Consider the following 21,723-nt stretch of genomic DNA (forward strand, 5'->3'; position numbering starts at 1 on the left):
AAAAAGGATGGTGGCGTGAAAACGATTCATGTAATCAGCGTGTCTGGTGGCAAAGACAGCACGGCCACTTTGCTGATCGCTTTGGATCGCGTACCCAGAGAAAATGTCCAGGCGATATTTTGTGATACTGGAAATGAAATTCCGATAACTTATAAACATCTGGATGAGTTGGAAAGACATCTGGGCATACAGATAACACGACTCAAAGCGGATTTTAGTCGTGAGATTATCGCTAAACGGCGGTTTGTCGCCCAGGATCAACGCACCCGGCGTGAATACAAAACCGCTCCGGTGTTTGATGCAAATGGAAATCCAGTGCCTAAGCGCGACCAGCATGGAAACATCTTGTATCGCACTGTTAGGCGTGGTGGCGTTTCGACCCAAGAGCTTGTCCAGAAAACGCGGAAAATCGGTGGCGGTCGCAAAGTACGCTGGTCCAATAAAGCCAAACGACGAGCGTTAAATGTGCTGCATCCTACTGGTAATCCATTTTTGGATTTGTGCTTGTGGAAAGGCCGTTTTCCTTCAAGAAAGGCACAATTTTGCACCGAGGAACTGAAGAGAAATATGGCCGTAGCCTATCAGCTACAACTCATTGAACAAGGCTTGCATGTGGTTTCCTGGCAAGGTATCCGCCGCGATGAATCACCCAATCGTCGTTATGCCAAAAAAATAGAGCGCATTGGCCCCAAACTTTGGGCTTATCGGCCTTTGGTGGACTGGACCGCACAACAAACCGTCGATTTTGTACGCGCTCAAGGTTGCCCTTTGAATCCATTGTATAGCCAGGGTCAAAGCCGTGTCGGGTGCGTCTGTATCAATAGCAACAAGAGTGATTTGGCCCAGGTGTCGTTTCGGTATCCGGAAGAAATAACAAGACTGTCTGAATGGGAACACATGGTTGGCCAAGCATCGAAGCGCGGATATTCGACGTTTATGTGTGATGCCAGCGACCTTAAAGACCGACGCGCCATTTTTTCGGATCTGAACATCCATGCGCGGGTGGCTTGGGCCAAGGGTGAAAATGGCACGATGGATTTATTTGATAATGGTGATCTAAATCTGCCGGCCTGCGCTTCATCTTACGGGCTTTGTGATCATTAAAAGGAGAGAACGATGACTATTTCTTGTGCCATAGAATGCGACGGGGCGGCGTGGTGGTGGAGCGCCAACATGCGTCTTTTGCCCTATGACAAGAATAGAGGCAAACGCTGCTGTTCATGCGGTGATATGGTCCGGCGCGGTGCGAAATATATCCAGGTGGAGCGTTGGCGAGATTATGCCAATGACATTGAAGAACGCATTTACGGCGATGAGGTCCCCCTGGCGTCCTGGGTTGTTTGCGAATCATGCGCCCCCATCTTCGTGAAGCTCCACGATGTGAACGTGGAAATAGATTTAGGAAACAGTAAGTTTCACGATCTTTTAGCTGAGTTTGAGGCGCTATATGGACCGAGTGACGGTTTCAAATTAAAGCTACCTACCTTTCAACCAGGAGGGATATGGCTTTGAAAACAGAACCCGTTGAAGCGCAGAAAATATCCTTATCGACAACTGAAAATAGGGACCAGAACGCTCATATTATCGCGGTAGTAAACAGGGCGATGTATGGAGAGTGTTCTGATCGCCAGCCCGAAGAAACGCTTGCTATGTTGCAGGAAAAGGCTCTGGCAGCAGGAGCAATATCGGTTATCGGTGTGCAACTGGTTCCGGTAGTTGATGATGGCATTATGCGGATGATGGCTTATGGAACGGCGATTATGGGAGCAAAAACATGAATCCACCGTATCGTTGTCTTTTTTGTGGCGCACCCAGTTGGCGCGAACCCAGCGAACAGACCCCGCCGCCGGATTATTGCCAAGAGGAAGATCATGGCACACCAGAGGAATATCTGGATGGGTCTATCGAAGCGGAGTGCGAACTTAATGAATAATCAGGTTGATCCTAAAAGTAGAGGCTTCGCGGTACGCTGGAGACTTGGCGGCATGAAAAATTTCAACGAGCGCATGAGCCGTTGGCATGGGACAAGTGGCGATGGTATCCAAACCGAGTGCGGGTTAATGGTGCCTGTGATAGCGCAAGGACAGCTACCAGAAACCTACGAACGGGATGACTACAAGAACAAAATCACCTGCAAAAAGTGTCAAAAATCCATTGTCTTAAAGGGAAGATCTCATGCCCGCTGACCTTTCGTTTTTCGCCTGGATCTGGCTGGTGATTCCCGCTGCAATAGGATCGCTGCTGGTCTGGATCCTGATTTTAGAACTCCAGCATGTTTTTCGTTTGTTTCGTGTTTTTATGAAGGGTCTTTTGAAATAAGATCCAAGGAGGAGATTTAAGTGTCTTTATTTATTGAACCAAACGCGGGCGTATCGCCCATTTTGCAGGTGATTCAGTCCGCTCGCCACGAATTGAATGTCGGTGTCTACTATATGACGGACCGCCCCATTCTCCGCGCCATCCGTGCCGCTAAAGCGCGAGGGGTAGAGGTGCGGGTCATCGTTGAGGGCAAGCCTTATGGCATGAAATCCTGGCAGGTGAGAAAGGAAGAACGGGAGATTAAGGCGACGGGTGCTGTGCTGCACCTGGCCCCTTATCGATTCACCAGTCACGGCAATCACTGGGCTTTTTATCATGCAAAATATCTGGCGTCAGGCCATGAAGCTGAGATCGGTAACCCGAATTTTGCCTGGTCCGATTTTCATAGTGCAAGGAATTATCTCTATGTCACGAAAAATCCAACCGTGGTTAAGGCAGTCAACGCTGTTTTCAATGCCGACTGGAACAACCAGTCTGCTCCTGCCTGGGCGCATAAAGTCCTGGTATTGTCGCCAGGCACTTCGGCCCATCAAATCATCCAGGTGATCGATCAGCCGGGACGGATCAATATTGAAGATGAAGAAATCGGTCCCTATGCGCCGACGCTGGATGCCATCGCCGCCAAGGGAAGTTTGGCGCGAGTGATTATGCCGGCCAACATCAATGTGCAAGATCGTAAAGATGCGCAATTTCTTGTGGCGCATGGTGTGCAAGTGCGCTTAATGCCAGTGAAGCCTGTCTACTTGCACGCCAAACTTGTTTTGGGAAAAACGACGGCTTATATCGGTAGCGAGAACCTGACCCAGACATCACTTGAGGTCAACCGAGAGGTTGGATTGCTACTGAACGGTTCTGATATTCCCAAACTTCAGGCGCAGTTCAATCGGGACTGGGCGATGGGGCGGGATTATGATTAAGCGCGAAACCCGTTCGGTAGCTCCCCAGTTTGGGAATCGCGCCAGGGCTAAAGCAAATCGTTATCAGAAACCGCAACAAGACGTTGTCAGTTCGTCGCAGCCTGAACAGGAACGCCGTGAAACCCGGAAATTCTGGTATCCCAAGGATCTTGACCTTCCTGACGGCGGTGCATTGGTGCAGCCCAGGCAGATACAGCCTGAACCGTCGAAGACTGTCACGGTTACGGTTCGGAAGAGGTGGGATTATCGGAAATGAACGAACTCAAGAGTCGTTAGATTGAGCGTCATTAAGTCAACCTTTGCCTATGATGGGCTATACCATATTTTAATGGTAAAGAGAGTTCACCGTGTTATTTTTGCGTAGGATCGAATGGATATACTGGTCACTGGTTGGATTCATCGTTCTGGTTGGCGTGGGCATGCTTTTCGTGCACTTTGAAAGGTTGGTGGTTACTGATTCCACTTGCCAGCCGGTTGGGTTTTATCAGTTGCTCGGGACCCCTTTCCCGCTTCACGATGGGGAACTGGTAGAAGTTGAAATCCCGGGTCCGCAGGTTCATCCAGCGGTCGCAGAGGGATTGAAGTATCATTGGTTTCCGAAAAGCGAGCCCTGGATCAAGAATGTGGTGGCTTTGCCCGGCCAGACGGTGGTTCTCAAGCGGCAAGGTGTCCGGGTAGATGGTCGGTTATTGCCGAATAGTCATGTCGATAGATGGACGCCTGGGCATCATCATCGGATTCTGCACTATCCATTTGGTACTTATCATCTGAAAAATGGACAGGTTTGGCTCTATGCCCCCGGGAATTATGCCTTCGATTCGAGTTATTACGGACCGGTTTCGGAAAACAATATCATGGAAAAAGTGCGTCCGTGGTGGGTGATTCCTGGAAGCCAATTCTGGCTGAAAAAGGGGGATTAAGGTGGTTAAAGTCAGGTTGTTGGCTATCATCCTGACGTTGATCGAAGCGGTGGGCATGATTCTCTCACTCCTTCTGATTTGCGCAATGGTCGTTATGGTGCCCGGTTTTCATTTTCCTTTACCAAGAATTCAAACAATCAAAGGAATTGTTACCGGCCTTTTGTTCTCACCAGTAGGGGATGTCCTGTTTTTTGTTTTTCTCGAAGCGTGTAGAAGGATATATATAAAAAACATGATTAAATTTTCAGAATGAAGTCAGAATGCACATCTATCATAAAGGTACGATAACTGCTGAGGTGGGCCTGGGTGTCTGGGGCATCGCTATTGGTCTTGCCAGTTTGCGCGGCCATGGGTATCCGATCACCGAATACTGGATTGCCGCCGGGTTTACTGTCGGTTTTCTTTGTATTGTCTGGGGTATTGCCTGGGAAATGCGCACAGACAAAGAACAGGTTTCAGAAAGTGCACTGACGACACTGCACTGGTACGCAAGATTCTGTCCGCATGCCAAAGACCTGTTGCAGCGCACAAGCCATCCGACCTGGTCAGAAGCTTTTGCGGTCGAGTCGTTGTGTCGAAAGCGATACCGTCATGCCGTCTGAATGTTTTCCGAAAACAGGGTATACCATTACGTCATGTGTTATGCTATACCATAACCAAATTTAGGAAGAGGTTTTGTATGCGAAAAATCATCGTAAAAGGGCAGACGTTTGATGAGATTCCGACGCGTGTGCCCGTTAAAATGCACATGTATGCCAAGGCGTTGGCTTTTGCTCTGAATCAGAACTTGCGTCAGAGTTATATCGAAATGACTGAAAAGTTTTTGCGTGAAAAGCCTTGGGAAACGGGTCTGAAGTGGCGCCAGACCAAAGGGCTATCCCAGACACTTACGGAAAGTGCGGGGCGCCAGGCTACCGGATGGATGCAAATCAACATGCGTGTGACTCCCGAGCAAGGGGCCGATCTAACGCGGATTGCACAGAGTGCGGATATCAGCATGTCATCGGTTACCTATACCATCCTGTATTGGTGGACCTGGTATGTTTATCCGCCAGCCTATGAACGTGAAAGGCGTGCAAAGCTGCAGGCCCAGAGAAGTGGGGGATCAAAAGCGTGAAAGCGATTACCGTGATGAATCGGAAGGGCGGGGTGGGGAAAACCACCATTGCCCTACATTTGGCCGCGTGTGCTGCTGAAATGGGACTAAAAACACTCCTGGTGGACATGGATAGTCAATGCAATGCTACGACTATAGTAACCAGAAAAGTACGAAAATCATCTGATCTGGATATTGCGGTGACCGATCTTTGGGATGAAGATTCTGAGCTGGAATTCAGGAAATATGGCGACTTTGATTTTTTTATTCTGCCGGGTAGTGAACATGCAGTGGCTGTTCCTGGACAGGGAACGGTGAACCCTGAAGGTATGCGGGAAGCCCGCATGGCGATGGATCGGTTGCGTGAGTTCTCATTTGATCTGATTGTTTTCGATGTGCCCCCCGCACCCGGGGTGCTGCAACTGGCCCCCATGTTGTTGGGCGGGGTACTGGTCATACCGGTGATACCGGATACCCTGGCGGTTCAGGGGATGGTCGGTGCTATTCGTGATCGTCAAATGGTCCTGAATTCCGGTGTGCCACTGGATATGACCATCTTGATCAATAAATACAAGATGACAAGTGCCAACCAGTCACGCATGATCGAAATGTTACGAAAAACTGTTCATAAAGACAGTGTGTTGCCAGAGGTCTTTACAGATCGGGTGCTGGCACCTGATGCGCTGCGCGAAGGAAAGGCGGTGTGGCAATATGCGCCCAGAGATCCTGGCGCGAGTGTTTGGCGCAGAGTTTGTGTCAGAATAGTCGAAAATTTGATGAATAAGGAGGTTGAAGGTGGCGAAGATCAAGAAGGATGATGTGATGGAGTCTTTGGCATTTGCGCTTCAGGAAGACGCTGAAGGGCAAAATGGATCTGGAACATCTTCTGCCGGAAAGAAAAGCGGAGGACGGAATCTGTCTGAAAACCTGCCTTCTGGCCTGTTTTTGAAGTTGGATGAAATTACGCCCGATCCCAATCAACCCCGTCGTTTATCCGATGAAGCAGACGAAGATTTGGAACTGCTGGCGGAAAGCATTTTGCGTCATGGTGTGATTCAACCCATTACGGTCAGGCGACTGGATGGTGGATTCCAGATTGTGACTGGCGAGAGACGCTGGCGGGCATCCCGGCATGCGCTCTCTACCGGGAAGAAATGCGAACGTCCTGGCTACGATTTGAGCCGTATCCCTGCTGTTCTGGTAGAACCTCAGTCCGATGTAGATCGACTGGAAATGCAGATGGTCGAGAATCTGGCGCGGGCTGATATGAGCCCGCTGGATACCGCTTATGCACTTCAATCATTGATGGAGACCCAAAAGGTCAGCCAGGAAGAGTTGGGTCGTCGTCTGGGACGTTCGCGGACCTGGGTGAACCAGATGTTGAGCAAAGTGCATCCCGATGCTCGGGCATTGATCGAGCACCTGGAAATAGATGTGAATGCCGTTGGTCAGAATGAGCTCGTCCGGCTCATGGGCTGGTGGCGCGATACCGAGGGTAAACGAGCGATTTTTGTGGACCTGAAAGAGCGCGTCATTGCAGGTGTTGAACTGAAGCGCACGGTCATTGATGAAGCAGAAGAAATTTGGACGCTACGCAATGGTTTGGGTTTGCAGGATCGATCCGATTTGAGCATGGAGCAGTTGCGCGAAGCGCAGGATTGGGTATCGTCCAATGATGCGGCCAAGCGTCTGGCATTCCAGAATCTGAAGTCGGGTATGTCTTCAGAGCAGGCACTACGGGCTGCTTACCAGGACGAAACAACGGCACCAGAAGTTTCGAGTCCTCTTGATTCAGAGGCTGAGAAAGTATTGCCTGCGTCGGATCCGGACGAGGGTGCGGCAGATCATTATCTGGATGAGGATGAAGAAGAGAGTGAACCCGAATTTTCCGGCACATTGTCTGCAGTGGCTGCCGATGCGGTCTCTGTCGCACGTCAGCCTTCTGGGCGGGTGCCGAAGCCTACAGCCGGCACCGAAACGCATGGTATGGAATGGGAAGCTGCCAATGCGTCTGGGGTGTCCAGCGCGGCCAGGGCGCTTGCCGAAACAGGGGATGTGATGCCTGAAATGACGGTGAGCCTGTCGCATGGCCTGCTGTCCCGTCTTTTTCAGAAAGCGGGTCGGCATTATCATCCTTTGCGGGATGATGTCGCGGATGTTCTGGAGGTTCTGGAAGTGGTGGCTGAGGAAGGCTAAGTCTTGCTATACCTTTCCCCCAGCTTTCTTCCGGAGATCTTCATGTCCGACTGAGATAGCAATTGCGTCCACCTTGTCTGTGGGTGTCAACCGATCCGGCATGCCGCCGTAACTTGAAGGCGCTGACTTTATCTGGTGGAGTGTTCACCATTGCTAAGTAGGAAAATAAGATGAACTCAGATGAACTTGGAGAGAAGGGGGAAAGTCATTTCAAGGAGATATGCGCCGATGCTGGTTTGATATGTAATAAATCCGATAGAGACCGCTCCGGATGGGATTTCATTGTTGAGTTTCCACTGGATAAGGCCAAAGAAACAACTTTGGATAAGAGAATTTCTCCTGTTTCTTGTTATATTCAATTAAAGACGATGAAAGACGGTAACAAGTCGTTCAAGATGAGGCTCACGTCAGCCGAGAGACTTGCCAAAGAAGTTAAGCCAGCATTTGTCTATGTCTTTCTTGTGAATGAAAAATTGCAATTTACTCGATCATATATTTTACATTTTACGGGTGATCGATTAAGTGCGGTTTTAAAAAAATTACGCGTTGAGGAACTTAAGGGGACTTCACGGAATAAAATAAATAAAAAAACCATTTCTCTTACTGTTAGAGATATTGAATGCATAGGAACTACAGGGGAATCTTTACGTGGCGCTTTAGTATCAATGTGTGGGAATGATATATATGATTATATGGTAAAAAAAAGTGAGGAACTTAAGTGTCTTGGCTATACGGAGTCTCCGTATAAAGGTGCAATGACCCTGCTTCCTTCGTATGAAGACGAGATAGTTGATGTATTTCTTGGGTTAAAAAATGATCTTAAGCTTCTTTCCTTTCAGGTAAATGAGTCAAGATTCGGCATAGACCTTCCACTTGATAGCTTCGGTGAGGGAAAAATTCATTTTGATCCGAACCCATGTGATCAGTGTACCATTGTAATTAGGAGTGATTCTCTTTCAGGTCCAGCGATATTCGATGGTAGAATATTCATTCCGCCAAAGGTTTTGGTCACAGAAAAAAATAGGAAGATTGCTGTAAAGTCAGATCTTTTTACTATTGTTATATATGATGACCATTGCACGATATTCTTTAATGTCATAGATGGCATAAGAAAGACTGCAAATGAGTGGTCTCACTTTTGGCGCATGATGCTTGCCATCGCAATAGGGAATGGTACTATAGAGTTCTTACCAAAAAAATTTAGTAAAGCAAGGTTTCCATTAATATCGCATGACTCGGTAACTAAAGAAAGTATTTGCAAATATTGGCTTGATGTGCTTGAAGCTTTTTCCTTCTTGGTAAGCCAGGCTGCGATTTTGCAAGATCCAAAAATTTCTTTGAATGAGCTTCATATTGGATATCGAGAAATAATGCATTCATATTCGCTTATGAAAGATAAAAATGTGGTTATTACTTTTCATGCTCAATTAATTGATGCTTATAAAGATTTGTCAAGTAAAAAATTTATTTTTGCTTTGGCTTTTAGGCTGGATTCTGTGCATATTGCGTTCTTTGCTGTTGTAAGTTTTTCAATGGATCGTGATGGAGAAAATCTTTTGTGGCGCGTTGCGAATGTGTTCTCGACGTTCTCTTCAGAAATAGAGGACAAAGATGGTAGTTTTGAAACTTTCGTTAGAAACGCTCAGGTTGAAGCAAATATATACTATGTCATTAAGGTTGAGGTCGATATGAGGTGTTCATAATATCCGAGACTATATGTTGCTGTTTCAATAGAGGCTCTTATATGTTGCACTTAGTGGGTGGTGTCGCACTTGATTGGCACTTTATGAAATTCCATCTTACAAGTCGCACGCAACAAAACCTTGATAGACGCTGTGGTAAACCTTATGCTTGCTACTGCTGTAGGATATGAATATAGTTGGTAATTTTTATTCGGCCTAAGTCAGCAAAATTGGCACATCGAAATTTTCAAAAATAAATGAAGTTTGTAACAGACACTACATTCGTAATCTTCCAGGGCCCTCCGTCCCGGGGGTATTTAAAAGACTGACTTGCAGAGTCTCAAAGTGATGCCCGTGTGCGCCAGGATGAAACTTTATTATCCATCACGACCGCTATGGATTCACGATCAGTATTTAAGCCGTTCCACGGCAAAATCTCCATCTGTTGTCAGTCGATCCCCTTCGCGCCGTAGGTGATGGAACGTCTCTTCACCGCGACGCCTGCCTATCATAAACACCTGACCATAATTCGGGTGCTTTGCTCCATACTTTCCGACTTCGTCTTCATTGGCCCACATATGTCCGCCTTTCACTTCCAGCAATGCAATCTGATCCAGCGCGGGCCGAGATTTTACTGCCACCACAAAATCCGGGTAATACCCCTTCCCATCATCCCAACGATATAGACTTACCGATTCTGGACGTTTGACCGGGTTTCGATGCCACCATAATACCAGTGGACTCGCGTCCAGGGTTTTCGCCACCGCTAACTCGTCCAGATTCAAATCCGCAGGATAACACCCATACGCATTGTGCTTCGCTGTCATCAATTTCAATTCACTACTTATTTCTCCAGGGAGTGCCACATCCACATCGACAATCCGGCTAAGGCTTACTCTACGGTAGGCTTCACGAAGGATCGACGGATTGCGGACCATCACCAGATCCAGTTGCTGTAGTAGCAGCTCTTCGTCTTCTGGATAATCGTAACAATTGCGCTCTAAGCTGGACCGGAACCGCTCCAAAAGGAGGGGCTGCAATTCCCGATCGTTGGAGTCTACCAGTTTTAACCGCAGATTTTCTGCTCGTCTGGCCACATATTCTGGCGGTAATCGTGCGTAAATATCTTCATCGTGCTCTCCTTCCGCGTCATCAAAAAGACTGCTTTCATTTCGATGTATCTGAATTCGACTCTTGAGGCGCGTAGCCAAAACGGTCTCATTAAAATCTACATGGTCCGCTATAGCTTCTTCAAACTGCTGCGGCAACTTCGGCTTGTTTTCTGCCTTCAACATTGCCGGCACTATAGATGCACGCGGATAACGGTATACTTGGCTGGACTCCAGATTGAGCAAGGGCAATATGCTTTGCTCTGGATTTGAAGGCGGGGCAGGATTTGTAGATGTGTCTGCATCGTTTGTCGCCAACTCCAAAAGACCAAATGCGCCTTGAACCGCCTCGTTAAATTCTGGACAGGATTTATCGGATATGTCAGGTTCCACCTCGCTTTCCGAGATGTCCGCAAGGTTGATAATTGGTTGTCCATCATCATTTCCCGTTCTTGTTACACCCTCACTGTCAATCCACAACTGCAAGGATTCACCGGTCCTGACCACCTGCAATTCTGGCGCCCCCCCCAGGACGGTGATCACCGTCTGCGTACCGATACTCGGCGCTTGCGTCGTCATTTCGTTGATTTGATGTCCTGCGGTCAATAATCCTTCCTGTGACGCAGAATTGGCGAGGAACACATATCCGTGCTCCAGTTCTGGCGGGAGATCCCCGCGCCCTTGTAGCAACGAATGACGACGCAATATCCTCCCAATGACCTGCACGCCGAAACCCGCATCCCGAGCGCCGCGCAATGCCGCCAGCGTAAACGCGCGCGGGGCGTCAAAACCAATTGCGACCGCCATCTTGAAGATCAACACTTCCACCGTAGAATCGTTCGCCAACGATAATAGCTCAGGGTCCGGTTCGTCCGACGTATGCACCTTGACCGCATTAGCGGAAAAACCGAGCACTTCTACCAAATACTGCCTGGTCGACTCCTGATCATCCCGGCCATTAGGCACCTGAACCAGCATCAGCGGCGTTAGCGGTATCCCGGAGGCTTCCAACATATGCTGAATATTCCGGTGTGCTTTCGCACATTCATTCAATGCGATACGCTCAAAGCTCAATAATTGCGAGAGATTGTCGTCACTGGCGATGAATCGCACCATGCGCACCCCGCGCTTGAGCAAGCCTGCCTCGACCGCGTCCGTTCGACTCACCGATGCCCAGTCAGCAGGTCCGCCCAACGTATACCCGGTATCGGCTTCAAATGCCGTCAGGTCCGCGTCACGCGGTGTTGCTGTCATCATCAGGGCATAGTCCGGCGCCAAAACCGCCTTGAAAAAGACCCGTGCCTGTGCAGCACGATGAAACCCATGATGTGCTTCGTCCACGACGCATCCGATCCGCACTCCTTCTGCTCGCGCAAGAAGAATTAGCTCGTCCACGGATAATCCGTCGTCATCCCGTGTTCGCGACCTGCGGCTTTCGACGCTGCTGGTGGCGACTGATGACCAGGTGGTCACGAAAACCCCACCACTACGCACCTTATCAGATTGCCGATCCACCCGTAGGTCAAAGAGTTTTATTTCCGGCGCTTGTGCCGCCAATACCGAACGTGACTGTTCAACCAGTCCAGAGTAAGGGGCAAACCAGAACCAGAGTATCCTTTCCCTGGCCGAAAGGCGCCTTACCATTTCTACTGCCAGAATCGTCTTGCCGGAACCAGTAGGCGCTTGCAACACCAGTGCGCCATCGGTTTGCCTGGCTTCCAGGATACGGGAAGACAGGCTGGCATCCCGCTCCACCCGTTCATAAAGCGCCCGCACATTTTCAAAGCGGGCCACCATACCGTCCAGTACGTCATTCTGAAAATCTTTTAGGTCGATAGGCATATCAGCGTCCGAAACGGTCTCTCAAATGTTGTGGGATAGGTTGGCACTTTACCGTGTCTGGCACTAGCGCTTTGACGCGCTCAGGCGCCCAACTGTACAAGGTAACCGGCTGTTCGGTGGACATAGTGCGCCACTCGGACAACAGGTCCAGCGACGGCTCAGAGAAATCCCGGAGATAAGCCATGCCGACGTCCGTAGATAAGCCATACCCTGACCACGGCGACACGGGACGCTCATGCAGCAACTGCAAAGCGTTCCAGATCTCCGCGTGGTCCAGCTTCATGGTGAGCCGGTGCTTGGCAACCCGCCTGGTCCGCAGATATGCGAATCCTTCCTCCGTCACTCGGCGAACCCTTTCTGCGCACACGTCACGACACAGGTTTTTGTCCGGTTCCTCGTTCGTCGCCTCCGTACTGCTGATCAGTATGTAGCGCCGCCTCTGCCCATCTGCACGGTTCAGATCGTGTACCGCCTGCGCTGTACTTCCAGACCCTGCGAAGAAATCCAGTATCAGATCGTCGCCGGAAGTTACGAAAGACAGCAGGTTACTTAAAAATTCCACAGGCTTCGGATTGTTGAACACCTTACCCGCTCCAGGGAAAATACTTCGAAGCTCGTTGGCTCCAGCGCGACCGTCCATGACCATTACGCTGGACATTTTTTGTTGGTAATCGCGCAGGTACACCTTGAGTTCGATGATCTTATTTTCATCTTGGCCGAACAGTATCCGCCCATCACGCAATAAATCGCGCATCGTGCTTTCCGGGAATCGATACCCCATTAAAGGTTGCTTACACGGAATGCCGGTGATGTTATGCAAGACATCGTAGCGATAGCCCTCTCGACCAGGGTTGTGAACACTCTGACTTCCAGTATAAATTCCACCTGCATCAATGTATTTGTAACGGTCCAAAGGTGACAGTTGGTCCCTGTGTTCTCGTAGCCATGCCGTGTAAGCATTCTGCAACTCTTGTTGGCTTTTATGTCTGTTCAGAAGGTCCCTCTCCTTCTCCAGCATGAGAGATTTCACTGCGAGATCTGGCGATTTCCAAACTGCAGGGCAGGAAGACTTATCCTTCATGTAAACCAGCACGTATTCATGCTCGGTTGCCACCCGGCTCGGGTTGTTGTCCGTCACGTTCTTCCAGATAATGACCCCAGCCTTGTTCTCCTCACCAAACACGCGGTCCAGTAGCATGCCCAGACGGAAAACTTCGTGATCATCGATGCTGACCATGATTACGCCGTCTTCTGATAACAGATCCCGGGCAATCGTTAGGCGCTGGTACATGAACTCCAGCCATAAGGAATGCCGGAAGCGATGGGTTTTGTCCACAAAACGATCGTTGTAGACAAAGTCCTTTTTCTGCGTATTGTAGGGCGGATCGATGTAGATACAGCGAACCTTCTCTTTGTGGCTGATGCGCAGAGCACGCAAAGCGTCAAAATTGTCGCCTTCTATGATCAGGTTTTCCCAAGGAGCGCCACCGTGACTGAGTTCCGCCACCAGAGACATAGCGACATAATCGTCATTCAACGCGCGGTCCATCTCAATGCCTTCGCGTTCCCATACCAAACCCAAAGAACGATCGGCGTCGCGACGCTGCAAGAGCTTGATGAGCGATTCGCGGTCTAGGTGGTCGTAAGGGCTAGGCATGGAGTCCGGGTTTTTGTGGCGGTGAGGTGGGGATGGCAGGTTATTGTGGCAAGTTTAGCATGAGGTGATTGCGCCTTGCCAAGATTCAGCCGTACCGTTCATGTTGTTACCGCATTAAGTACGCATTTTCTTCGCCAGGTCCTCAGCCTTCAGGTGGGGTTACTGAATAATGTGCGATCAAACTCAGCGCGTGTAACCGATTGACTGCGGATGTCCCTGTTTACATAGATTTGCAGGCTACTCCATGACTCATGCAGGCTGACATGCTGAATATCAGGGATACTCAACCCATCTTCGGCCAGCCGTGAGCAACCTTCATGTCGCAGGTCATGAAAATGCAGATCTTCGATTCCCAGAATTTGCATGTGCCGCGTCCAGTAAGTCCCAATGGTTTTTGGATCAAACGGAAACAGTCGGTCATCCTGCATCATTTTTCGGCGTGCCACCAGATCAGCGTCCTCTATGGCTGCTTTAATGACAGGCTGAAGGGCATCTGTGATGTGCATCCATTGATCGTTTCCTTGTGATCCGCCGGGGTTTTTTATATTGCGTACAAGCCAGATTCCACGATCCTGATCGTAGTCCGAAAGGCGCATGGACATGATTTCCGATTGCCGCCGGCATGAATAGATGGCAAACCAGAAAATAAGATACATGGGTGGTGAGGATTTTCGATGTCCCAGGGATAAAAACCGCTCGCAGATTTTCTCTATCTCTTCCCGTTTGAGTCGTCGCTTTCTCTTCCGTGATCTCGCTACCAGGCGCTCGGCCCGGCAAAGCTCTGTCGCATCACCGATAGCTTCCATGGATAGTGGTATGCCCCAGGCGGCGCGTGCATAGCGATAGACTACCCGCAACCAGATCAGATCGTTGAGCACGGTGGATGGACCTGTTCCGGACACGCGGCGACTACGAATATGGGAGATAAGGCGCGGGGCATCAAGCTCAGATGCCAGGCATTCCGCAATGGGCAGTCTCCGTAATAGGAGCAGGTGCTGCAACTTGGTGCGGCCTAACGGCTCGACAGTTTGCTTTTCCTCAATGTAGCGATCGATCATCTTGCCAATGGGCAACGCCGTTGAAGGACGCGTGGCCGCTGCGGGGTTTTCACGAAGGGCCTGTTCGCGTTCTAATGCCCAGGCTTTGGCCACCGCTTTTTTATGGAACGTCCGGCTCTCACAATGGAAAACTTCCCCATTGCGCTTAAGACGAATCGTTGCGGTATGACGAAGGGTACCATCCTTCTGTTTTCGTGAGACAATAGTCGCCAAATTGGTGCTCCGGTGCAACATGGACGGAAAAACGATTTTATGTTGCACTCTTGTAACACCGGATGCGGTAAAATGCAAGCTAATGCGGCAAAATACGGCATAATTCGGACGATCCGAGTATGAGATAACTCTATGAACTTAAATACAAACTTATTAAAATCAAGAGATAAGCTATTGTCGGTTGCGCCGATGCTCGACTGGACTGACCGCCATTGTCGGCATTTTTTGCGACTGATTTGTCCTTCCTGCGTGCTCTACACGGAAATGCTGACGACTAACGCGCTGTTACTGGGCCGCGATCCCCAGCGTTTCCTGGAGTATTCTGTGGCCGAACATCCTTTGATTTTGCAGGTGGGGGGTGATGATCCGGCTGCGATGCGACGAGTATCCAGGCTGGCCAGAGAGTATCAATACGACGGAATCAACCTGAATGTAGGTTGTCCCTCGCCGCGCGTACAAAAGGGCAGTTTTGGTGCCTGTCTCATGGCGACGCCGGAATTAGTTGCCGAGCTGATGGCAGGGCTTTCGGACAGTGCCTTACCGGTGAGTGTCAAACATCGTTTGGGATTGGATCGCGAAGAGGATTATGCGTCTTTGCATCAATTCGTGGAAATTGTGGCTCAGTCGGGATGTCAGCATTTTATTGTGCATGCCCGTAATGCCTGGTTGAAGGGCTTGAACCCCGCAGAAAATCGGGAAATACCGCCATTACGATGGGATTGGGTACATCGTCTGAAAAGCGATTTCCCCCATTTACGCATTGAAGTCAATGGGGGCTTCAAGACCACTGAAACAGTACTGGATCAATTCGCCCATGTGGATGGAGTGATGATTGGCCGAGCGGCTTATCATAATCCAATGCTGCTGGCAGAAGTGGAAATGGCCATGAACCGGCGCTGGCAATTACCTGATCGACAAGTCGTGCTCGAACAATTACTGGCTTATGCCGAAAACTGGGGAGAGGCATTGCCTGCGCCACGCCTGAGCCGACATCTGCATGGTCTGTACTTTGGGGTTACTGGCGCCGGGGAATGGCGTCGTTTTCTGGGTACGGCGAATTTAAATGAGAACGCCGCAGAATTTCTGCGGCGAGCCATGCAACATGTTGAAAAAATAGATCAGGCAAGTACTTGATTACTGATTTCCAGCAGGCGCAAGGTACGTTGATCGCGGATGCGGTAATAAACGCGACTGGCCACTTTTCTGACCAGGACCAGACCGGAATCCTGCAGTAAGGCAAGATGTTGGGAAGCGTTACTGTGGCTGGTGTTGATGGCTGTTACCAGATTTTGCATGCTCATTTCACCGCGCCCCAGCAGGCAGATAATTTTGTAGCGTAATGGATGAGACATAGCCTTAATAATTTCAGAAAGCTGGGCAATTTCCCATTCGGGAATGATCGTGTTTCCTGTGGTTTTCATGGAGGCTCCTTGCTTGAATGTCATTGGGTAACCGACCCAACAATTAAGCAGAAACCATGCCATCAAGTTTACCTTCATGAAATTTAAAACAAAAAACAATAATCGGCGTATTTCTATGACGCGTTTATTAGCTTATGCTGTAGACGTTTGACTACGCTTTTTGCACAGATAATTTTTTTCTTTGATTCGTAAGATGTTTTTGTTGTTTTCAAGGAGCGACAGTTATGGCTTCATGGCTGTCGCTCCCGCTCAGATCAGATTTTGTTGCGCCAATACTGATCTTCCTTGTCCATAATCCGCGCAGCCTCATCCGGCCCCCAGGATCCCGCTGGATAAGTGAGGATGTAATCGGTTTCACGTCCCCAGGCCTTGATAATCGGATCCACTACCCGCCAGGCCCATTCCACTTCGTCAAAGCGGATAAACAGGGCTTTATCGCCTTCCATGACATCCAACAATAAGGCCTCATACGCATCCAGTTCCTGTTCACCCTCCTTGCGATAGGAAGCGTTGAGCTGCACCGGACGGACGCGCATCTCCAGGCCGGGTTCCTTGATCTGAATTTCAGTTTTCAGGCTTTCGGGTTCCAAAGAAAGCAGGATCCAGTTGGGTTCAATTTTTTCGATGCTGGTTTCTCGAAAAAGTTGCTGAGGCGTATGCCGAAAACGCAGGGCAACGCTGGAGGTTTTGTTTTCGAGGCGTTTGCCGGTACGCAGATAAAAAGGAACCCCGCGCCAGCGCCAGTTATCAATATAAAATTTCGCGGCCACATAAGTCTCAGTAATGGAGTTGGTTTCAACCCCGGCTTCATCCTGATAGCCCGGTACATGCTTGCCATCTACTACCCCGGGACCATATTGGGCGCGCATGGCATAGGCCGTAACGGCAGATTTGGGGATGGGTCGAATAGAGCGGAGTACCTTTACCTTTTCATCACGCAGAGCGTCCGCTTCCATGCAAGGGGGAGGCTCCATGGCTACCAGAGTCAGTATTTGCATCAGATGATTCTGCAACATATCCCGCAATGCTCCGGCCTGATCATAATAACCGGCGCGACTTTCGATACCACCACTTTCGGCCACGGTTATTTGCACGTGGTCTATATAATTGCGGTTCCACAGGGCTTCTACGGCCAGATTGGCAAAACGATACACCATCAGGTTCTGGACGATCTCCTTGCCTAAATAGTGGTCAATACGATAAATCTGTTCCTCGCGGAAGTGACGATGCAACTGTTCATTGAGGCGCATGGCGCTTTCCAGGTCTTCACCAAAAGGCTTTTCAATAACAATGCGATAGTCGCCTTCCTGATTAAAGCCGGCACCCGAGAGTTGCTGAACAACAGGCACAAAGTCTGCCGGGCGAATGGCCAGATAAAATATGGTGGAAGCAGGTTTATCGGCACCTTCCTCAGTGAGTGCTGCGCGGAGCTTTTCATAAGATTCCTTTTCATGAATTTCCCCGCGCACATACTCAAAGTGTTTGCAGAAATCATCAAAATGTTCGGGATGATAATTCCCAGCGTAGGTTTCCAATTGTTCTCGCAAGAAATCCTGCCAGCCATTATTGTCCCAAGGACGCCGCCCAAAAGCCAAAATGCGCATTTCCTTGGGCATCATACCGGCACATTCCAGGTGATACAGGGCCGGAAGCAGCTTTTTACTGGCCAGATCCCCCGTAGCGCCAAAAATGACGAACTGACAAATACATTGGTTATCCACTCAACCCTCCTTTTGTACGGCATGACCGCCGAACTGATTACGCATCATGGCCAATAGCTTGGCCGCATAGTCGTCTTTTCCCTGGGAAGCCCAACGCATCTGCAGGGCCAGCGTGATGACCGGAGCGGGAATCTTCATGGCCAAAGCGGCTTGTGCGGTCCAGAGCCCTTCGCCCGAGTCGGCGACTACCGGAGCAATGTCCGCCAGGACCTGATCTTTGTGCAGGGTGTCAGCGGTCAGATCCAAAAGCCAGGAGCGGACAACACTACCATAGCGCCACATTTCGGCGACGTTGGCGAGATCCAGATTAAACTCGGTTTTGGCCTGAAGAATAGCGAAACCTTCGGCGAGTGCCTGCATCATTCCATACTCAATACCGTTGTGGACCATTTTCACGAAATGCCCACTACCTACCGGTCCGCAATGCAGCCAACCCTGATTTTCACCGGGAGCGAGGGCTTTCAGGAAAGGCGTGACCTGAGCAACCGCCTCATGGCTGCCACCCACCATCAAGGCATAGCCTTCTTGCAATCCCCAGACGCCGCCGGAAACGCCCGCATCGACATAATGCAGGCCTGCAGCTTCCACCTTGGTGGCCTGCGCCATGGAGTCTTCGTAGAGTGCATTGGCCCCATTGACCAGGATGTCACCTTTACCCAGCAAGGGAAGCAGCTGATCAATATGCTCCTGAGTGGCTTCACCTGCCGGTAGCATTAACCAAATGACTCTGGGGGCTGGCAGTTGTTTGACCAGATCTTCCAGCGAGCTGGCAGCGCGCATGCCGGTTTCCTGGGCAAGGTCCCGGGCCTTTTGGGCGTGGCGATTGTAAGCAATGACATTCATGCCTTTTAGATGCAGACGGCGCGCCATATTGGCACCCATGCGACCAAGACCGACCATGCCTATACTGGGTTTACTCATGTCATGCTCCTTTGCGTATGCGTCTGTCGGGAAAATGATACTATGTTGAGTATAGACATATTGGGCTTTTATTGTTTTTTTGCTAAAGGAAATGCGCATGAATCTGGGTACTCCGTGTTCTGCTTCTGCGACCCGGCTGATGATGCTGGGCGCCGGTGAATTAGGTAAAGAAGTGTTGATTGCTGCCCAGCGTCTGGGTATCGAGACCATCGCCGTGGATCGGTACGCAGATGCTCCTGCCATGCAGGTCGCCCACCGCGCCTACGTGATAGATATGACGGACCCTGAGGCGATTCTGGCTCTGGTCAAGCGTGAGCGTCCGCAGTTCGTGGTCCCTGAAATTGAAGCTATTGCCACTTCCGCCCTGGCGGAAATCGAAAATTCCGGCTTGGCCACAGTGGTCCCTTCAGCGCGAGCCGTGCAATTGACCATGGATCGCGAAGGTATTCGTCGACTTGCGGCCGAACAGTTGGGCCTGCCCACTTCTCCTTACCGCTTCGCCAGCAGCTTGTCTGAACTGGAGGCGGCAGCTGCCGAGCTGGGTTTTCCCTGTGTGATCAAACCGGTCATGTCTTCCAGCGGCAAAGGGCAGTCGGTCGCACGGAGTGCGGCGGAATTGGCGCTGGCTTGGCAGGAAGCGCAGACGGCCGGGCGCGTGGGGGCGCAGAAAGTCATTGTCGAGGGTTTTGTGGACTTTGATTTTGAAATCACCGTGCTGACGGTGCGCTCTGCCTTAGGTACGGTATTTTGCCCGCCCATCGGGCATCGTCAGGAAGCCGGAGATTATGTGGAGTCCTGGCAGCCCCAGGCCATGTCCGCGCAGGCGCTTCAGGATGCACAGAGCATGGCGCAAAAGGTCACGGATAATCTCGGCGGACAGGGATTATATGGGGTGGAATTTTTTGTGCAGGGTGAAGCAGTGATTTTCAGTGAGTTGTCGCCTAGACCCCATGACACCGGTCTGGTGACCTTGGCCAGTCAACGTCAGAACGAGTTTGAATTACATTTGCGGGCTATTCTGGGCTTGCCCGTTGATCCCGGATTCCGCAGAGCTTCGGCTTCTGCGGTTATTCGGGGTAAAAATCTGGGCTGGGGACCCCGATATGCCGGTCTTGAAACAGCACTGGCCGTGCCGGAAAGTGATTTACGTCTTTTTGGCAAGCCGACGGCCAGCAAGTTGCGGCGTCTTGGCGTAGCCGTCGCTGCCGGAGAAAATGTGGAAGAAGCACGGGAAAGGGCCGCCCAGGCCGCCGCTGCAATTACGGTCAGCCCCGCCTAACTTTTTACAAATTGTTCGATGCGGTCCAGTGCCATTTCCAGATTTTTGTCACTGGTCGCAAAAGAAAGGCGAATATGTCCGGGGCTTCCAAAGGCAGAACCCGGCACCACCGCAACGCCTGCTTCCAGGAGGGCTTCCGCCAGAATCAGGTCATCCTGCAGATTTTTGGCCTGCATCACTTCATGAAAGCCCGGGAAGCTGTAAAAAGTGCCATCTGATGGCAGCACGTTGACGCCCGGAAGACTTTGCAGGCGACCATATACATAAGCATGACGGCGCCGGAAAGCATGGACCATTTCATGTACCGCACTATCCCCCCCCTCCAGGGCTGCCTGGGCAGCTACCTGGGCGATGGAGGTAGGATTGGAGGTGCTTTGCGACTGCACGGTGTTCATGGCCGTAATCAGTGCCTCGGGTCCCGCACAATAACCAATGCGCCAACCGGTCATGGCATAAGCCTTGGAGACGCCATTCATCACAATGCATCGTTCTTTCAGATCGGGGCAGGCATTGGTGATGTTTACGAAAGGCTGATCCTGAAAGAGAATTTTTTCATACATGTCATCGGTGGCAATCAAAATCCGGGGATGACGGCGTAATACCTCTCCCAGTGCTTCGAGTTCACTGCGGCTGTAAGCGACTCCTGAGGGATTGGAGGGGCTGTTAAGCACTAAAAGCCGGGTGTTTTCGGTAATGGCCGCTTCCAGTTGCTCGGCGTGAATTTTGAAATGCTGGGCGGCATCCGTATCAATAATGACTGGACAGGCCTCGGCAAGAATGACCATGTCGGGATAGGACACCCAATAGGGCGCGGGAATGATGACTTCATCTCCAGCATCCAGCAAGGCCTGACAGAGATTGAAAAAACTCTGTTTGCCGCCCACGGATACCAGCACCTCATTGGGGTGGTAATCGAGTTGATTGTCCCGGGCAAATTTGGCCATGATGGCCGCTTTCAGCTCTGGTGTTCCACCAACCGCCGTATACTTGGTGAAACCCCGATGAATAGCTTGAATAGCAGCATCCTTGATATATTCGGGAGTGTCAAAATCGGGCTCGCCAGCGCCGAGACTGACAATGTCTTTGCCTTCCCGACGGAGTTGCTGTGCCCGGGCGGTAACGGCGAGTGTCGGAGAGGGACGCACCGCAGTAACGCGGCGGGAAAGGCGAATATCCACGATGTTAAACTCCAGATATCATTTTCAGCGGGTGCGGCAAATGCGCACAAGAGGGCAAATGATAAGCATCCGTCACTTAAAATCAACTATTTTGCTGTGGGCGAAAAGATCGATGGTTGCCCGTGGTGGTGGATTGACATTACAAATGGCTACAAGGATATGCTTCGGGTTGACGCGGACAGAAAAGGGAGCGT

23 protein-coding genes are annotated in these 21,723 nt (G+C 50.5%); 16 read left to right on the forward strand and 7 right to left on the reverse strand.

The annotated features are described in order from the left end of the window. From HAP95_RS00905 to HAP95_RS00970, 14 genes are all read left to right on the forward strand, one after another. Window positions 1–1,104: phosphoadenosine phosphosulfate reductase domain-containing protein (locus tag HAP95_RS00905; protein WP_226832358.1), on the forward strand; the 1,104-nt coding region annotated here is incomplete at its 5' end. 12 nt (window positions 1,105–1,116) lie between these two features. Continuing rightward, window positions 1,117–1,512 (forward strand): hypothetical protein, encoded by a 396-nt coding sequence (locus tag HAP95_RS00910; RefSeq protein ID WP_215882578.1) that lies wholly within the window; start codon window positions 1,117–1,119, stop codon window positions 1,510–1,512. Then, window positions 1,503–1,778, forward strand: coding sequence for a hypothetical protein (locus tag HAP95_RS00915; protein WP_226832360.1), 276 nt, complete (start codon window positions 1,503–1,505; stop codon window positions 1,776–1,778). The genes HAP95_RS00910 and HAP95_RS00915 overlap by 10 nt, the downstream gene beginning before the upstream one ends. Continuing rightward, on the forward strand, window positions 1,775–1,933 hold the full coding sequence (locus HAP95_RS00920; RefSeq protein WP_215882579.1) for a hypothetical protein: 159 nt from the start codon (window positions 1,775–1,777) through the stop codon (window positions 1,931–1,933). Before HAP95_RS00915 ends, HAP95_RS00920 begins: the two co-directional genes overlap by 4 nt. Further along, window positions 1,926–2,186 (forward strand): hypothetical protein, encoded by a 261-nt coding sequence (locus tag HAP95_RS00925; protein WP_215882580.1) that lies wholly within the window; start codon window positions 1,926–1,928, stop codon window positions 2,184–2,186. The genes HAP95_RS00920 and HAP95_RS00925 overlap by 8 nt, the downstream gene beginning before the upstream one ends. 153 nt (window positions 2,187–2,339) lie before the next feature. Next, window positions 2,340–3,236 (forward strand): phospholipase D-like domain-containing protein, encoded by an 897-nt coding sequence (locus HAP95_RS00930; RefSeq protein ID WP_215882581.1) that lies wholly within the window; start codon window positions 2,340–2,342, stop codon window positions 3,234–3,236. Continuing rightward, complete coding sequence (locus tag HAP95_RS00935) at window positions 3,229–3,492, forward strand: hypothetical protein (RefSeq protein WP_215882582.1); 264 nt, start codon at window positions 3,229–3,231, stop codon at window positions 3,490–3,492. The genes HAP95_RS00930 and HAP95_RS00935 overlap by 8 nt, the downstream gene beginning before the upstream one ends. Window positions 3,493–3,583: 91 nt before the next feature. Beyond that, entirely contained in the window at window positions 3,584–4,156 is a 573-nt protein-coding gene (locus tag HAP95_RS00940) for a S26 family signal peptidase (protein ID WP_368356527.1), read from the forward strand. A gap of 1 nt (window position 4,157) precedes the next feature. Next, window positions 4,158–4,409, forward strand: coding sequence for a hypothetical protein (locus tag HAP95_RS00945; protein WP_215882583.1), 252 nt, complete (start codon window positions 4,158–4,160; stop codon window positions 4,407–4,409). A 7-nt stretch (window positions 4,410–4,416) separates the two neighbouring features. Further along, a complete protein-coding gene (locus HAP95_RS00950) occupies window positions 4,417–4,758 on the forward strand; it encodes a hypothetical protein (protein WP_215882584.1) in 342 nt (113 codons plus the stop codon). Between the two features lie 77 nt (window positions 4,759–4,835). Beyond that, window positions 4,836–5,273 (forward strand): hypothetical protein, encoded by a 438-nt coding sequence (locus tag HAP95_RS00955; RefSeq protein ID WP_024895291.1) that lies wholly within the window; start codon window positions 4,836–4,838, stop codon window positions 5,271–5,273. Then, complete coding sequence (locus HAP95_RS00960; RefSeq protein WP_215882585.1) at window positions 5,270–6,070, forward strand: ParA family protein; 801 nt, start codon at window positions 5,270–5,272, stop codon at window positions 6,068–6,070. The genes HAP95_RS00955 and HAP95_RS00960 overlap by 4 nt, the downstream gene beginning before the upstream one ends. After that, window positions 6,048–7,448, forward strand: a complete 1,401-nt coding sequence (locus tag HAP95_RS00965; protein ID WP_215882586.1) for a ParB/RepB/Spo0J family partition protein — start codon at window positions 6,048–6,050, stop codon at window positions 7,446–7,448. Before HAP95_RS00960 ends, HAP95_RS00965 begins: the two co-directional genes overlap by 23 nt. 170 nt (window positions 7,449–7,618) lie before the next feature. Then, window positions 7,619–9,151 carry a hypothetical protein gene (locus HAP95_RS00970; protein ID WP_215882587.1) on the forward strand — a complete coding sequence of 511 codons (1,533 nt, stop codon included), beginning with the start codon at window positions 7,619–7,621 and terminating at the stop codon, window positions 9,149–9,151. 386 nt (window positions 9,152–9,537) lie between these two features. On the opposite strand, the gene HAP95_RS00975 is transcribed toward HAP95_RS00970, so the two are convergent. The 3 genes from HAP95_RS00975 to HAP95_RS00985 all read right to left on the reverse strand — a co-directional run bounded on the left by HAP95_RS00975 (window position 9,538) and on the right by HAP95_RS00985 (window position 15,009). Next, entirely contained in the window at window positions 9,538–12,081 is a 2,544-nt protein-coding gene (locus tag HAP95_RS00975) for a DEAD/DEAH box helicase (RefSeq protein ID WP_215882588.1), read from the reverse strand. A 1-nt stretch (window position 12,082) separates the two neighbouring features. Next, complete coding sequence (locus HAP95_RS00980; protein WP_215882589.1) at window positions 12,083–13,738, reverse strand: site-specific DNA-methyltransferase; 1,656 nt, start codon at window positions 13,736–13,738, stop codon at window positions 12,083–12,085. Window positions 13,739–13,887: 149 nt separating this feature from the next. Beyond that, on the reverse strand, window positions 13,888–15,009 hold the full coding sequence (locus HAP95_RS00985) for a tyrosine-type recombinase/integrase (protein WP_215882590.1): 1,122 nt from the start codon (window positions 15,007–15,009) through the stop codon (window positions 13,888–13,890). A gap of 132 nt (window positions 15,010–15,141) precedes the next feature. Here HAP95_RS00985 and dusA point away from each other — a divergent pair, with 132 nt between their 5' ends. Next, entirely contained in the window at window positions 15,142–16,143 is a 1,002-nt protein-coding gene (dusA, locus tag HAP95_RS00990) for a tRNA dihydrouridine(20/20a) synthase DusA (protein WP_215882591.1), read from the forward strand. On the opposite strand, the gene HAP95_RS00995 is transcribed toward dusA, so the two are convergent. The 3 genes from HAP95_RS00995 to gnd all read right to left on the reverse strand — a co-directional run bounded on the left by HAP95_RS00995 (window position 16,128) and on the right by gnd (window position 19,282). Beyond that, entirely contained in the window at window positions 16,128–16,430 is a 303-nt protein-coding gene (locus tag HAP95_RS00995; protein ID WP_215882592.1) for an ArsR/SmtB family transcription factor, read from the reverse strand. The genes dusA and HAP95_RS00995 overlap by 16 nt on opposite strands. Window positions 16,431–16,684: 254 nt before the next feature. Beyond that, a complete protein-coding gene (gene zwf, locus HAP95_RS01000; protein ID WP_215882593.1) occupies window positions 16,685–18,151 on the reverse strand; it encodes a glucose-6-phosphate dehydrogenase in 1,467 nt (488 codons plus the stop codon). Beyond that, entirely contained in the window at window positions 18,152–19,282 is a 1,131-nt protein-coding gene (gene gnd, locus HAP95_RS01005) for a phosphogluconate dehydrogenase (NAD(+)-dependent, decarboxylating) (RefSeq protein ID WP_368356528.1), read from the reverse strand. On the opposite strand from gnd, the gene purT reads away from it, so the two are divergent. Next, entirely contained in the window at window positions 19,170–20,351 is a 1,182-nt protein-coding gene (gene purT / locus HAP95_RS01010; RefSeq protein ID WP_226832364.1) for a formate-dependent phosphoribosylglycinamide formyltransferase, read from the forward strand. The two genes, gnd and purT, sit on opposite strands and share 113 nt — an antisense overlap. Here purT and HAP95_RS01015 read toward each other — a convergent pair. Beyond that, window positions 20,348–21,529, reverse strand: a complete 1,182-nt coding sequence (locus tag HAP95_RS01015) for a pyridoxal phosphate-dependent aminotransferase (protein ID WP_215882596.1) — start codon at window positions 21,527–21,529, stop codon at window positions 20,348–20,350. The genes purT and HAP95_RS01015 overlap by 4 nt on opposite strands. Between the last annotated feature and the right edge of the window lie 194 nt (window positions 21,530–21,723).

Source organism: Acidithiobacillus sulfurivorans (genome assembly GCF_018853815.1).
Classification (GTDB): Bacteria; Pseudomonadota; Gammaproteobacteria; order Acidithiobacillales; family Acidithiobacillaceae; genus Acidithiobacillus; species Acidithiobacillus sulfurivorans.